The sequence below is a fragment of the Streptomonospora halophila genome (assembly GCF_039542725.1).
In the GTDB taxonomy this organism is placed as follows: Bacteria; Actinomycetota; Actinomycetes; order Streptosporangiales; family Streptosporangiaceae; genus Streptomonospora; species Streptomonospora halophila.
Genome location: NZ_BAABIK010000004.1, coordinates 66,013 through 79,949 on the forward strand (window position 1 = coordinate 66,013; position 13,937 = coordinate 79,949).

8 protein-coding genes are annotated in these 13,937 nt (G+C 75.9%); 6 read left to right on the forward strand and 2 right to left on the reverse strand.

The annotated features are described in order from the left end of the window. Positions 1-178 precede the first annotated feature (178 nt). Entirely contained in the window at positions 179-1,375 is a 1,197-nt protein-coding gene (locus tag ABEA15_RS05085; RefSeq protein ID WP_345555678.1) for an AMP-binding protein, read from the reverse strand. A gap of 213 nt (positions 1,376-1,588) precedes the next feature. Here ABEA15_RS05085 and menB point away from each other — a divergent pair, with 213 nt between their 5' ends. From menB to ABEA15_RS05105, 4 genes are all read left to right on the forward strand, one after another. Beyond that, positions 1,589-2,443: a 1,4-dihydroxy-2-naphthoyl-CoA synthase gene (gene menB, locus ABEA15_RS05090; RefSeq protein ID WP_345555679.1), complete on the forward strand. Its 855-nt coding sequence runs from the start codon at positions 1,589-1,591 to the stop codon at positions 2,441-2,443. Positions 2,444-2,575: 132 nt separating this feature from the next. Further along, a complete protein-coding gene (locus tag ABEA15_RS05095; protein WP_345555680.1) occupies positions 2,576-3,529 on the forward strand; it encodes an o-succinylbenzoate synthase in 954 nt (317 codons plus the stop codon). A gap of 429 nt (positions 3,530-3,958) precedes the next feature. Further along, positions 3,959-5,680: a 2-succinyl-5-enolpyruvyl-6-hydroxy-3-cyclohexene-1-carboxylic-acid synthase gene (gene menD / locus ABEA15_RS05100; RefSeq protein ID WP_345555681.1), complete on the forward strand. Its 1,722-nt coding sequence runs from the start codon at positions 3,959-3,961 to the stop codon at positions 5,678-5,680. Positions 5,681-5,737: 57 nt separating this feature from the next. Further along, positions 5,738-6,520 (forward strand): cupin domain-containing protein, encoded by a 783-nt coding sequence (locus ABEA15_RS05105; protein WP_345555682.1) that lies wholly within the window; start codon positions 5,738-5,740, stop codon positions 6,518-6,520. Between the two features lie 206 nt (positions 6,521-6,726). Here the strand turns inward: ABEA15_RS05105 and ABEA15_RS05110 are convergent, their stop codons facing one another. Continuing rightward, positions 6,727-8,001, reverse strand: coding sequence for an isochorismate synthase (locus ABEA15_RS05110; protein WP_345555683.1), 1,275 nt, complete (start codon positions 7,999-8,001; stop codon positions 6,727-6,729). Positions 8,002-8,207: 206 nt separating this feature from the next. On the opposite strand from ABEA15_RS05110, the gene ABEA15_RS05115 reads away from it, so the two are divergent. After that, positions 8,208-9,803: a glycoside hydrolase family 10-like protein gene (locus ABEA15_RS05115; protein ID WP_425579360.1), complete on the forward strand. Its 1,596-nt coding sequence runs from the start codon at positions 8,208-8,210 to the stop codon at positions 9,801-9,803. Positions 9,804-10,029: 226 nt separating this feature from the next. Then, on the forward strand, positions 10,030-13,779 hold the full coding sequence (locus ABEA15_RS05120; RefSeq protein ID WP_345555685.1) for an AAA family ATPase: 3,750 nt from the start codon (positions 10,030-10,032) through the stop codon (positions 13,777-13,779). Positions 13,780-13,937 lie beyond the last annotated feature (158 nt).

Consider the following 13,937-nt stretch of genomic DNA (forward strand, 5'->3'; position numbering starts at 1 on the left):
GAGCGGCGCAGCGGCGTCCGCGGGGCCGGTGCCGGCCGTTCCGCACCGCCGACCTCCTTCGCGAGGGGTTGGATTCGGTGCCTTGGTAGACGCCTGTCCGGCGTGCGAAGTTCCCCCATGAGGCGGATCCGTTACGAAAGATCGCGGTCACCGATCATCCTGCCCGCGGGCGAACGCGTCAATCTCGCTGTACAGGGCCCCGGCGCAGGGCGGCGAGATCGGTCTTTCCCGAGGTCAGCTGGGGGAGACTGGTGCGGATCTCCACCTCGTGCGGTGCGGCGTAGCGGGGCATGCGGGCGCCCACCCACGTGCGGACCTCCTCCAGGCCGGGCGGGGCCGCTGGGTCGGCGGGGACGACGACCGCGGTCACGCGCTCGCCCCACTCGGGATCGGGGCGGCCCACCACGGCGGCGTCGGCGACGGAGTCCATCTCCATCAGCAGTGCGGCGACCTCGGCGGGGACGACCTTGTGGCCGCCGGTGTTGACGACGTCGTCCAGCCGCCCGCGCACGGCCAGCCGCCCGTCGCCGTCGAACCGTCCCAGATCGCCGGTGCGCAGCCACCGCGTGCCGTCCGCGTCCCGCTCCACGGCGGCGGCGGTGGCCTCGGCGTCCAGCCGGTAGCCGGCGAAGAGGACCGGCCCGCCCAGCAGGATGCGGCCGGTGTCGTCGAGGCGCACGCCCACGCCGTCCAGCGGTTCGCCGTCGTAGACGCATCCGCCGCAGGTCTCGCTCATGCCGTAGGTGGTGACGACCCGGCCGCCGGCGGCGCGCGCCGCGGCCAGCAGGCCGGGTCGGGCGGCGGCGCCGCCGACCAGCACGGCGCCGAAGCGCGACAGATCGGCGCCCGCGTCCACCAGCCGGTGCAGCTGGGTGGGCACCAGCGAGACGTGCGGGCGGTGCCGGTCGGCGGCGAGCAGGGCCGTCTCGGTGGCGAAGGGCTGGACGAGCGGCTCGGCGCCGGCGACCAGGGAGCGCACCAGCACCAGCAGTCCGGAGATGTGGGCGTGCGGCAGCACGCACAGCCACCGGTCGCCGTCCCGGGCGCCGATGCGCCGCAGTGAGGCGCGGGCCGATGCCAGCAGGGCCGGGGCGGTCAGCTCCACGCCCTTGGGCGTGCCGGTCGAGCCGGAGGTGGCGATGGTCAGCGCGACGTCCTCGCCGGTGCTGCGGGCCCCGGCCAGTTCGGTGACGCCCTCGGGGGTGCGCAGCGATGCGGGCCGCATCGCCGCCAGGACGGACTCCAGGCGCGGCCGCGGCAGCGCGGGGTCGAGCGGCAGCAGGGCCGGGCCGTGCCCGTTCAGGGAGTCGCGGAGCAGGTCGGTGAGCAGTGCGGGCTCCAGGCCCAGCACCGCCTGAAGCGGTCGGTTCGCCACGTCCGCCAAGGTTAGCGCCGCCCACCGGAGTGCGCGGAGCCGGGGCCGCCGCGGGTGCGCCGGGATTGCGGCGAAAGCGGTGGTGGGCCGTGCTCCGGGGCGTGCCGGAGCGATTAGGGTTGGCCTCCGACGGGTCCGGGCGCGGAAGCGGCCCTGTGCCGCCGCGCCGGCCGGCCGGACCCTCGGCCCCAGCCGGAAAACGCAGTGAAGGAGATGACGGCAGTCGTGAGTGGCGTGGAGTGGCAGCGGTCGGGCGAGTACGCCGACATCATCTACGAGACCGCCGAGGGGATCGCCAAGATCACGATCAACCGGCCCGAGCGCCACAACGCGTTCCGGCCGCAGACCCTCTTCGAGCTCCAGGACGCCTTCAACGCCGCGCGCGACGACTCCCGGGTCGGCGTGATCATCTTCACCGGCGCCGGTGACAAGGCGTTCTGCTCCGGCGGCGACCAGAAGATCCGCGGGGACGACGGCTACATCGGCTCGGACGACGACGCCGTGGCCCGCCAGGGCATCGGCCGGTTGAACGTGCTCGACCTGCAGGTGCAGATCCGGCGCCTGCCCAAGCCGGTCATCTGCATGGTCGCCGGGTACGCCATCGGCGGCGGCCACGTGCTGCACGTCTGCTGCGACCTGACCGTCGCCGCCGACAACGCCAGGTTCGGCCAGACCGGTCCCAAGGTCGGCTCCTTCGACGGCGGGTACGGCTCGTGGCTGCTGGCCCAGACGGTGGGACTGAAGAAGGCGCGCGAGCTCTGGTACCTGTGCCGTCAGTACTCCGCCGAGGAGGCGCGCGAGATGGGGCTGGTCAACACCGTCGTCCCGCTGGAGCGGCTGGAGGAGGAGACCGTCGCCTGGGCCCGGGAGATGCTCGAGAAGTCCCCGCTGGCCCTGCGCATGGTCAAGGGCGCGATCAACACGGTCAGCGACGGGGCGGCGGGCATGCAGCAGTTCGCCGGCGACGCGACGATGCTCTACTACATGAGCGAAGAGGCCCAGGAGGGCCGCGAGGCCTTCAAGGAGAAGCGGCGCCCGGAGTTCGACCGCTTCCCGCGCCGCCCCTAGGAGGCGTGCGTCCGCACCGGCGCCGCGCGAGTGCCGGCGGCCGGACGGTGCGGACCCGGGATCGCGGCCGGGCGCCGGGTCCCGGCGGCCCGGCACACACGAGCAGGCAGGCACACCTCGGCGGGAGGCGGTTTGGGCCACAGCGGCACGGCCGAGGCGCGCGCATACGCAATACCCATGCGCACCCGGTTCCGGGGGCTGGACGTGCGCGAAGGACTGCTGGTGCGCGGGCCGGCGGGCTGGGGCGAGTTCTCGCCCTTCCCCGAGTACGGGCCCCCCGAGTGCGCCCGGTGGTGGGCGGCCTGCCGCGAGGCCGCCGACCTGGGCTGGCCCGCCCCCGTGCGCGACCGGGTCCCCGTCAACGCCACGGTCCCCGCTGTGGGGCCCGAGCAGGCGGCCCGCATCGTGGCCGAGGGCGGGTGCTCCACGGCCAAGGTGAAGGTCGCCGAGGCCGGGCAGGGCCCGGCCGACGACATCGCGCGGGTCGAGGCGGTGCGCGACGCGATCGGCCCCGGCGGCAGGGTGCGCATCGACGTCAACGGCGGCTGGGACGTCGACACCGCGGTGCGGATGCTGGCCGAGCTGGCGCGGTTCGACCTGGAGTACGTGGAGCAGCCCTGCGCGAGTCTGGAGGAGCTGGCGCAGGTGCGCCGCCGCAGCGGGGTGCCCGTGGCCGCCGACGAGTCGATCCGGCGTGCCGAGGACCCTGTGCGGGTGCGCGCCGCCGGCGCCGCCGACATCGTCGTGCTCAAGGTGCAGCCGCTGGGCGGCGTGCGGTCCGCGCTGGAGGTGGCCGCGGCCTGCGGCCTGCCGGTGGTGGTCTCCAGCGCCGTGGAGACCTCGGTCGGGCTGGCGGCCGGCGTGGCGCTGGCCGCGGCGCTGCCCGAGCTGCCCTACGCCTGCGGCCTGGCGACGATGCGCCTGCTCGAAGCCGACGTCACCGCTGATCCGCTGCTGCCCGAGGACGACGGCTGCATCCCGGTGCGCCGGCCCGCGGTCGACGAGCACCGGCTCGCCGCCGTCGAGGCGGGAACCGAACCCTGGCTGCGCCGGGCCCGGGCCGCCGAGCACGCCGGGCGCCGGTGAGCGGCCCCGGTCCGCGGGCGGGCGGAGATTGACCGAGTTTTTCCGCTCCCCCGGTTGAACGCGTGAGATCGGGTACCCCCTTCGGAGAGGAAGGCGCGCCGCGCCGACGGGGGAGGGGGACGACGAGGCGGAGCAGTGCGCCCCGGCGCCTCCGCCGATTCCGGCAGCGCGGGTATGGCGATTCCGGTCACACTCGGGGTGGTTCTTCGGCCTGGGAGGACGAACACCGAGCCGCGGTCCGTTGTACGACGCGAGACCCGGCGTTTACGTCGCGCCGACACGGTCCGGCCGCTCAGCCGGACGCCTTCCGGCGCGCCGCGGCGCCGAGCCGGCCGATGCGCGGGCGGGCGTACCGTTTCGCGGACCCGGGGCGGGGCCCCGGCGGGTGCGCCGACACTTGTCCACACTTTGACGAACTAGAGAGACCGCATGAACCCGTCTACCGCTCTGGCGCGCGTCCTCGTCGACGAACTGGCCCGGTGCGGGCTGTCCGAGGCCGTCGTCGCGCCGGGGTCGCGCTCCACTCCGCTGGCGCTGGCCCTGGCCGCCCACCCGGACGTCCGCGTGCACGTCCGGGTCGACGAGCGGTCGGCGGCCTACCTCGCCGTCGGCCTGGCCCGCACACAGCGCCTCCCGGCCGCACTGGTGTGCACCTCGGGGACCGCGGCGGCCAACTTCCACCCCGCCGTGCTCGAGGCCGACGAGAGCGGCGTGCCGCTGCTCGTCCTCACCGCCGACCGCCCTCCGGAGCTGCGCGGCACCGGCGCCAACCAGACGGTGGACCAGATCGGCCTGTTCGGCTCGGCCGTGCGGATGTTCACCGAGGTGGGCACCCCCGAACCGGTCGCGGGCATGACCGCCTACTGGAGGTCGCTGGCCTGCCGCGCGTGGTCGGCGGCCGGCACGGAGCGCCCCGGGCCCGTGCACCTCAACCTCGCTTTCCGCGAGCCGCTCGTGCCCGAGACGGCGCTGCCCGCGCCGGGCGAGTCCCCGTCGGCCGCCGACCCCGTCGCCGAGGCCCTGGCGGCCGCCGACGACTGGCCGGAGCCGCTGATCGGGCGCCCGTCGGGACGGCCGTGGATCGCGCGGCACGCGGCGCCCCGCGGGCCCGAGCCGGTGGAGCTGCCGGCGGTGGAGCGCGGTGTGGTGGTCTGCGGCGACGGCGACTACGACCCGATCCCCTACCTCGCCCTGGCCGCGCAGACCGGCTGGCCGCTGCTGGCCGAGCCCACCTCCAACGCGCGCCGCGGCGACGCGGTCTCGGCCTACCGCCATCTGCTGGCCTCCCCCCGGTTCGCGGCCGAGCACGAGCCGGAGCTGGTGGTGACCGCGGGGCGCCCCGGGCTCTCGCGCCAGCTGCTGGCCTACCTGGGCCGCGCCGAGCGGCACTTCGCGGTGGGCACGGGCCGCTTCGCCGACCCCGTGCGCACCGCCACCGACACGGTCCCGGCCGTCGCCGCGCCCGCCGGCGCCCGGCCCGACACCGGATGGGCGCGCTCCTGGCGGGAGGCCGAGCGCCGGGCGCGCGCCGCGGTCGACGGCGTCCTCGATGCCGAGGAGGCCCTCAGCGAGATCCGCCTCGCGCGCGACCTGGCCGCTCAGGCGCCCAACGGCACGCTGCTGTTCGCCGGGTCGAGCATGCCCATCCGCGACCTCGACGCGGCGATGAGCGCGCGGTGCGGCGCGCGGATCATCGGCAACCGCGGGGTCAGCGGGATCGACGGCACGGTCTCCTCCGCCGTGGGCGCGGCGCTGGCCCACCAGCGCGCGGGCGGCGGAGGCGGCTACGCGCTGCTGGGCGACCTGGCGATGCTGCACGACCAGAACGGCCTGGTGCTGGGCCTCGGCGAGCCGCGCCCGGACCTGGCCCTGGTGGCGGTCAACAACGACGGCGGCGGCATCTTCTCCGGCCTCGAACAGGCCGGCCACCCCCGCTTCGAGCGGCTGTTCGGTACGCCGCACGGGGTCTCGATGGAGCGGGTGGCCCAGATGGCCGACGTGCCCTACACGCACCTGGAGTGGGCCTCCGACCTGCCCAAGGCGCTGCTGGGGGAGGGGCTGCGGATCGTCGAGGTGTGTACCGGCCGCGCCGACTCCGCCGCGCTGCGCCGCACCGTGCAGCAGGCCGTCGAGGCCGCGCTGGAGGACTGAGCCCCGCCCCGCCGCGCCCGCTCCGGGCGCGGCGCCGCTCTGCTAGCTTTGCCCACCATGCGGTATTTGTTGCACATGACGGACGTCGCCACCTGGCGCGACGGCGAAGGGGCGATCGCGCCGGCGTCGCTGGCAACCGAGGGGTTCGTGCACGCCTCACCCGACGACGCCACGGTCCTCGCCGTCGCCAACGCCCTCTACTCCGAGACGGCCGAGCCCCAGGCGGTCCTGGTCCTCGACACCGAACGGCTGGACGCCGAGGTGCGGTGGGAAGCCGCGTCACCGGCCCCGCCGCCGGGCGTGGCTGCCGACGCCCTGTTCCCGCACATCTACGGACCCGTCCCGCGCGAGGCGGTGGTCGGCGTGCGCTATCTGCGCCGCGATCCCCGGGGCGTGTTCGTCTCGGTCGATCAGCGGGGCGCCACAGCCGAGCGGCTGGGCCTGCTGCCCCATCCCGAAGGCGGGTGGTTCGGCGAGACCTGGCGCGCCGCGGTCCGGGTGCGGCCCGAGGGCTACCCGGGCGAGCGCTCCACCGCCACCGGAATCCACTTCCTGCTCAACCCCGGCGAGCGGTCGCGCTGGCACCGGGTGCGCTCCGACGAGATGTGGGTCTTCAACCGCGGCGGGCCGCTCGCGCTGTCCCTGGGCGGCAGCGGGGAGCGCCCCGAGCAGGAGCGGACCCTGACCCTGGGTACCGACATCCACGGCGGGCAGGTGCTGCAGGCGCTCGTCCCGGCCGGCACCTGGCAGGCCGCGCATCCGCTGGCCGACCAGGAGGCGCTGGTCAGCTGCTTCGTCTCGCCCGGCTTCGACTTCGCCGACTTCGAGGCCGTCGACTAGGGGCGTGTTCGACGGGTCCCTCCGTTGCGGGCGGCGCACGCGGGTGCGGCCGCGGGCCCGGGGCGCGAAGCGCCGGGCGCGGCTGCGATAGAGGCCGCCCCCCGCCGACGCAGGAGAGCGCAGCGGGAGTGGTGCCGGGGCTCCGCGCAGGAGGACAGCCACCCGTCGAACACGCCCCGGGGCGTACCCGGTCGGGGCGGGGTACCTCAGTCGGTCAGGGCCTCGCGCATGACCCGCAGCTTGGACTCGGACTCGGCGACCTCGGCCCGCGGGTCGGAGCCCGAGACGATGCCGCAGCCGGAGAACAGCCGCGCTTGGCGGTCCCGGACCTGGGCGCAGCGCAAGGCGATGCCGAACTCGCCGTTGCCCGCGCCGTCGATCCAGCCGACCGGGCCGGCGTAGCGGCCGCGGTCCATGCCCTCCAGCTCGCGGATCATCTCCACGGCCGCCGCCGTGGGCGTACCGCCGACGGCGGCGGTGGGGTGCATCGCCGCCACCACGTCCAGGGTCGAGACCCCCGGCCGCAGGCGGGCCCGGGTGGGCGAGGCGAGGTGCTGGACGTTGGCCAGCCGCAGCAGCCGGGGCCGCTCGGGCGCCTCCACCGCGTCGCACAGGGGGGCGAGCGTGGCGCGCAGCGAGTCGATCGCGTACCGGTGCTCCTCGCGGTCCTTGGCCGACTCCTCCAGCTCCGCCGCCAGGCGCGCGTCCTCCTCGGGCGAGGCGCCGCGCGGGCGGGTGCCGGCCAGCACCAGAGAGGCGACCTCGTCGCCCTCGCGGCGCAGCAGCAGTTCGGGGGTGGCGCCGACCATGCCGTCCACCGAGAACGTGTAGCAGTCCGGGTAGTCGCGGGCCAGCCGCGCGAGCAGGGTGCGGACGTCGACGGGGCGCTCGGCCGCGGCGACGACGTCGCGTGCCATCACCACCTTCTCCAGCTCCCCGGCGCGGATGCGCTCGACCGCGGCGCCCACGGCGGCGCCCCACGCGTCGGCGGACAGCACTCCCGCGCTCCACGACAGCGGACCCACGGGCGCGGGCGCGGAGACGTCCGGACGCGGATCCCCGCCGGGCGGCCCGCCGGCGGGGGCGGCCGTGGTGATCCAGGACCGGCCGCCGCGCCGGCCCACGACCACGCGCGGCACGATCAGCGCGGAGCCGCCGGAGCGCGCGTCGAAGGTGAAGCCGCCGAAGGCCACCGGGCCGCTTCCGGGCACCCGCACGCCGTCGTCGACCTCGGCGCGGTCCATCAGGCGCCGCAGCGCCCGGGCCGCCTCAGCGAAGCGGGCGGTGCCCTGCGCCGCGGCCTCGGCGGGCAGGTCGACGCGGGCGGCCTCGCCCCAGCCGACCAGCCCCTCGCCGCGGCGCAGCCACGCCAGCGGCGCGGCCGCGGGCAGGCGCGCGAGGAGGTCGCCGTCCTCCTCCAGCGGCGCTGTGCGTACGGCCAGACTCGGCTGCTCGTTCGGTGTGGCCCTCACAACGGCCAATCCTAGGTTCTTGCGGTCCCAAATCCGACCGTGACCGGCGGTTTACCCGATATGCGGTCGAAACCGCTCGCGGTCCGCCGCGCGGCGCCGCGGCCGTGCCGTGATCGGTCTCGGCCGAAAGTGACACGCCGGTCAACGCCGCCCCGTATTCTTGTCAGCAATGTCTAAAGAGGATTGACCGGGAGGTAAAGGGACATATGCGACGGATGCTGCTCGGCATTGCGGCCGCGGCCGCCACGATGCCGCTGCTGGGCGCCTGCGTTCCCTGGTCCGCCCCCGGCCCCGGCCCCGGCCAGGACGCCGCCTCGCCGCAGGCGCGGGGCACCATGCCCGTCCCCGACGACTGCACCGCCGACCCCGCCCATCCCAAGCGCCAGATGCGCGGCGCCTGGATCGCCAGCGTCCGCAACATCGACTGGCCCTCCGAGGCCGGGCTGGACCGGGAGGAGCAGCAGCGGGAACTGCGCGACATGCTCGACCGCGCCCAGGGCCTCGGCCTCAACGCCGTCTTCCTGCACGTGCGCCCCACCGCCGACGCCCTCTACGCCTCCGCCAAGGAGCCCTGGGCCCGCTACCTCACCGGCGAGCAGGGCGGCGACCCCGGCTACGACCCGCTCGCCTTCGCCGTCGAGGAGGCCCACCGGCGCGGCATCGAGCTGCACGCCTGGTTCAACCCCTACCGGGTCGGCTGGAAGGACCCCGACCTGGAGAACCTCGACCCCGACCACCCGGCGCGCAAGCACCCCGGCTGGCTGATCGAGTACGCCGACCAGGGCTACCTGGACCCGGGCAACCCCGACGTGCGCGAATGGGTCGGCGACGTCGTCCTCGACGTGGTCGACCGCTACGACATCGACGGGGTCCACTTCGACGACTACTTCTACCCCTACCCCGCCGAGGGCGAAAAGTTCGACGACGACCGCAGCTTCAAGCGCCACGGCGGCGGCTTCGACAGCCGCGCCGACTGGAGGCGCGACAACGTCGACACCCTCGTCTCCGAGGTCCACGAGCGCATCCAGCAAACCAAGCCCTGGGTGCGGTTCGGGATCTCGCCCTTCGGCATCTGGCGCAACGCCGACAGCGACCCCGCCGGCTCCGACACCGAGGGACTGGAGTCCTACAGCGCCCAGTACGCCGACACCCTGGCCTGGATCCGCGACGGCACCGTCGACTACATCGTGCCCCAGCTCTACTGGCCGCGCGGATACGGCGTCGCCGACTACGCCGAGCTGGTCCCCTGGTGGTCCGAACAGGTCTCCGGCACCGGCGTCGACCTCTACATCGGCCAGGCGGCCTACCGCGTCGGCGAGAAGGGCTTCCGCGGCCGCGGCGCGCTGACCCGCCAGCTCGAGCTCAACGCCCAGCACGGCGAGGTCGGCGGCGACCTCTACTTCTCCATCAGCGACCTGACCGGCCGCGCCGAGAAGGCCATGGGCGCCGTGGGCGAGGAGTACTACAGCCGGCCGGCGCTGCCGCCGGCGGCCGACTCCGGCGGCCGCTCCGCGCCCGCGCCCGTCACCGAGCTCGACGCCGAACGGACCTCCTCCGGCGAGGTCCGACTGAGCTGGAACAAGGCCAAGGGCGCCCGGTTCTACGCCGTGTACCGGGTCCCCGGGGAGGGCGACGACCCCTGCGCCCTCGCCGACGCCTCGCACCTGCTCGCCGTCACCGGCGCCGACGCGGAGCGCGCCTTCACCGACACCGACCCCGCCGAGGGCCCGGTCCGCTACCACGTCACCGTGCTGGACGACTACCGCGCCGAAAGCGCCCCCGGACCCGCCGCCCGGCTCTCCCCCGGATAGGCCCGCCGAGCGCGCGCCGCCCGCCACCCGGCGGCGGTAGCGAAGCGGTGCGGCGGAGCGGGCTCCGTCCGGCGGCACCGCGGCCGGCGCGGGCGGCGGCCTGCGGTGACCCCGGAACGACGCACCCCCGCGGCGCCCCTGCTCCCGCGCCGCGCCCGCGCACCCCCGACACGCGCTCCGGCTGCGCGCCCACCCGCGCCGCCGCGGCAGAGAAGAAGGAGCCAGGTTGACGGCCATCCGCCTGCCCGAGCACTTGGAGCTGCTCCTGACCGACGAACCGGTGCTGGACGTGTACTCCTACGGCCCGTGGCGGGTGCCCGACGGGCTCGTCGACGAGCTCGCCCGGCGCATCGGCAAGATCCTGGACGACCCGCGGGCCCGCCCCTACCGCGCGGACGGCCGCCGCAAGCGCGACCCCATGGCACAGGAAGCGCTGCAGCAGGTCATCATGCTCTCCGGAACGCTGCGGATCAACGCCGGCCACTACGCCCGGCTGCCCGCCGCCCTCACCGCCGAGCACCTGCCCAACTCCGACACCTCCACCGACCCCACGCAGTCGATCTTCGACAACCTGCGCCTGCCGCCCTGCTACGAGCTGTTCGAGTCCACGGACCGGGAGCGCCGCGAGACCGACCTCGACCTCGTGCGCGAGCTGATCGAGGCGGTCGAGGGCATCGCGCCCTGGGAGGACCGCCGCGACGCGCTGCTGCGGCTGCACCGCCGGCGCGCCGAGGACCCCGGCGCCCGCGAGAGCGACCTCACCCGCAGCCCGCGGGAGGTGCGCAAGGCGTGGATGGCCGCGGCCGACGACGACGTCCTCGCCGCAATGCCGGAGTTCGCGCCGCCCGCCGACTTCCTGCGGTGGGCCTTCACCGGGTTCGCGGCCGCCCACGAGCGCGTCGCCGCCGTCGCCCACGACGTGCCCGGCGTCGAGGACGCCGTCGCCGACCTCTGCCAGGCGCTGCGGCTGCCCAGCCTGCCTCCCATCGCCAGCGTGGTCCTGGACGCGGATGCCTTCGGCGAGCAGGCGGAGCGGTTCGACGACGAGCGCGACGGCTACCAGCAGCGAAGCTGGATGAGCCGGGTGCGCACCTGGCTGTGGCAGGCCGCGCTGGCCGGCGAGCTCGACGCCGCGCGCGCCTGGCTGGACATGGGCAGCAGGTGCGCCGCCGCGCTGGGCTCCAGCGAGGAGAGCGTCCTGCAGAAGCCGTCGCGGTCGATCCCGCTGCCCGTCATGGGCTTCCAGCAGGACCTGCGCCGCTACGGGCGCCCTCCGCGGCGGCCCTCGGGCGTGCCCGCCGCGCTGCCCCGCGGCACGGAGGGCGCGGCCGGCGGGCCTCGGGCGGCGGGTGACGGGACCGGCGAGGTCGGCGACGCCGCCGAACAGGCGCTGGCCGAGCTGGACGCGCTCGTGGGGCTGGAGCAGGTCAAGCGGGAGATCCGCGCCTACGCCGACGAGGCGCGCGCCGAGCGCCGCCGCGCCGCCGCGGGCGTGGAGACCGCGCCGCCCTCGCGCCACCTGGTCTTCACCGGCGGGCCCGGGACCGCCAAGTCCGCCGTCGCCCGCGTCCTCGGCTCCCTGTACGCGGGGGTGGGCGTGCTCTCCTCCGGCCACCTGGTCGAGGTCGGCCGCGCCGACCTGGTCGGCGAGTCGCTGAGCCAGACGCCCTCCCGCGTCGAGCAGGTCGTCACGTCCGCCCTGGGCGGGGTGCTGCTCGTGGACGAGGCCCACACCCTCACCGAGTCCGAGTCGGGCCGGGGCCTGGGCCTCGACGCCATCACCGCGCTGCTCAAGCACATGGAGGACCGGGCGGGGGAGTTCGCGGTCGTGCTGTCCGGCGGCGAGCGCGACATCGGGCACTTCCTGGCCGCCAACCCGCGCCTGGCGGCGCGGTTCCCGCACCGGCTGGCGTTCGCCGACTACACCGCGGCCGAGCTCACCGACATCTTCGCCGCCGCCGCGACGGGCGCCGGGTTCGCACTTGGCGAGGGCACGCGGGAGAAGGCGGCCCGGGTGCTGCACCGGACCGCTCGCGGGCCCTCCTTCGGCAACGCGCGCGCCGCCCGCGCGCTGGCCGACCGCGCCGCGTCGCTGCAGGGCCGCCGCGCCGCGGGGCTGGGCGAGGACGCCGCGGCCGAGGAGCTGCGCCTGCTGCTGCCCTGCGACATCCCCGAGTCGGCGGTGCCGCGCACCGGCGCCCACGCGCCCGGTGCGCCCGCGGCCGCGCGGCCCGGCGAGCCCGATACCGGACCCGCCGCACACCCCTCCGGCGCAACCGACCCCGGCCCGGCGGCCGAGGGCGGTGCCGACGGCAGGGCGATGCGCGAGCTGCACCGCCTGGTCGGCCTGGACACCGTCAAGCGCGAGATCGCGCTCTACGCCGCCGAGGCGCGCGCCGAGCGGCTTCGCGGGGCCGACGGAGCGCCGGTCTCCTCGCCGGCCCGCCACATGGTGTTCATGGGCAACCCGGGCACCGCGAAGACCACGGTCGCCCGCCTGCTCGGCGAGATCTACGCCGAGCTGGGGCTGCTGGCGTCGGGCCACCTGGTCGAGACGAGCCGGGCCGACCTGGTCGCCGAGTACATCGGCCAGACCGCGCCGCGCGTGGAGAAGGCCGTGCGCACGGCCGTGGGCGGGGTGCTGTTCATCGACGAGGCCTACACGCTCACCGACTCCCGGTCGGGCAACGACTTCGGGGGCGAGGCCGTCGCCACCCTGCTCAAGCTGATGGAGGACCACCGCGACGACCTCGTGGTGGTCGTCGCCGGCTACGAGGAGCGGATGGCGGGGTTCCTGGCCTCCAACCCCGGTGTGGCCTCCCGCTTCCCCCGCCACCTGCGCTTCGCCGACTACGACGAGGACGAGCTGTCGGCCATCTTCGCGTCGATGGCGGCCGGCGCCGGTCTGTCCGTGGGCGCCGGCACCGCCGCCCGGGTGCGCCACGTGCTGCGCTCCGCGCCCCGCGACGGCTCGTTCGGCAACGCGCGTCTGGTGCGCAACCTGCTGGAGCGCGCCACCGCACTGCAGGCCCGGCGCATCACCGAGGGCGGCGACGGCGCCGCCGAGGGTCTGCGCGAGCTGCGGCCCGCCGACATCCCGGTCACCGCCAGCGGCCGAGTGAGCGCCGTGCCGCCGGGCGACCCGCTGGCCAAGCTGGCGGGGCTGGTCGGCCATGACCGCATCAAGCGGGAGGTGCGCGAACTGGAGGCGCGCGCCCGCGTGGAGGAGGCCCGCCGCGACGCCGGCGTGCATGCCGCGGCCGCGCCCGGGCACATGGCCTTCACCGGCAACCCGGGTACGGCCAAGTCCACGGTGGCGGCGCTGCTGGGCGGGATCTTCGGCCACCGGGGACTGCTCAGCTCGGGCCACTTCGTGCGCGCGGAGCCGCACACGCTCACCGCGCCCTCCGCCGAACGCGGAGCGCCCCTTGAGGAGGCCGTCGCCGCCGCCCTCGGCGGTGTGCTGTTCGTGCCGCAGGCGCACCGGCTCGGCGTCCACCGGCCGGGCGCCCCGCCCGCGGCCGAGACGGTGGAGGCACTGGCCCGGCGCATGGCCGAGCTCCGCCACGACCTGGTCGTGGTGCTGGCGGGCGGGCGCGAGGAGCTGGGAGCGCTCCTGGACGCCTATCCCGACCTCGCCGCTCTCGTCTCCCGGCGCATGCACTTCCCCGACTACACCGACGCCGAGTTGGCCGCCGTCGTCGCCGAGCGCGCCCGCGAGGCCGGGTTCGCACCCGCGCCGGGCGTGTCGGAGGCCGTGGCGGCCTGCCTGGCCCGCACGCCCCGCTCCGCCTCGGCGGGCAACGGCCTGCTGGCCGAGGCGGTCTTCGAGCGGACCGCCGCCAACCAGGCGGCCCGCCTGGCTCTCACCGGAAGCACCGATCCCGGGGCGCTGCGCGAGCTGCTCGCCGCCGATGTGCCCGCAACGGCCCGGGGGCTGGGGACCGACGAGCGCCGGCCGGGCCTGTACCTGTGATGCGGCGCCGGAACGGCGGGGCGCTCCCGCGTCTCGTATTCCGACACGAATTCTCACCCGCGCACGCGTGCGCCGGTGGAGCGCGGTTAGAACCACATCAAAGACGCGGTCGGGTGCGCGGCGGCGGCAGCCGCGGGCCGCGGAGACGGCGAGGAGGG

Excerpts from the sequence above, each read along its gene's own strand:
- menD (WP_345555681.1), top strand. The coding sequence starts at position 3,959 with ATGAACCCGTCTACCGCTCTGGCGCGCGTCCTCGTCGACGAACTGGCC.
- menB (WP_345555679.1), top strand. The coding sequence starts at position 1,589 with ATGACGGCAGTCGTGAGTGGCGTGGAGTGGCAGCGGTCGGGCGAGTAC.
- ABEA15_RS05105 (WP_345555682.1), top strand. The coding sequence starts at position 5,738 with ATGCGGTATTTGTTGCACATGACGGACGTCGCCACCTGGCGCGACGGC.
- ABEA15_RS05115 (WP_425579360.1), top strand. The coding sequence starts at position 8,208 with ATGCTGCTCGGCATTGCGGCCGCGGCCGCCACGATGCCGCTGCTGGGC.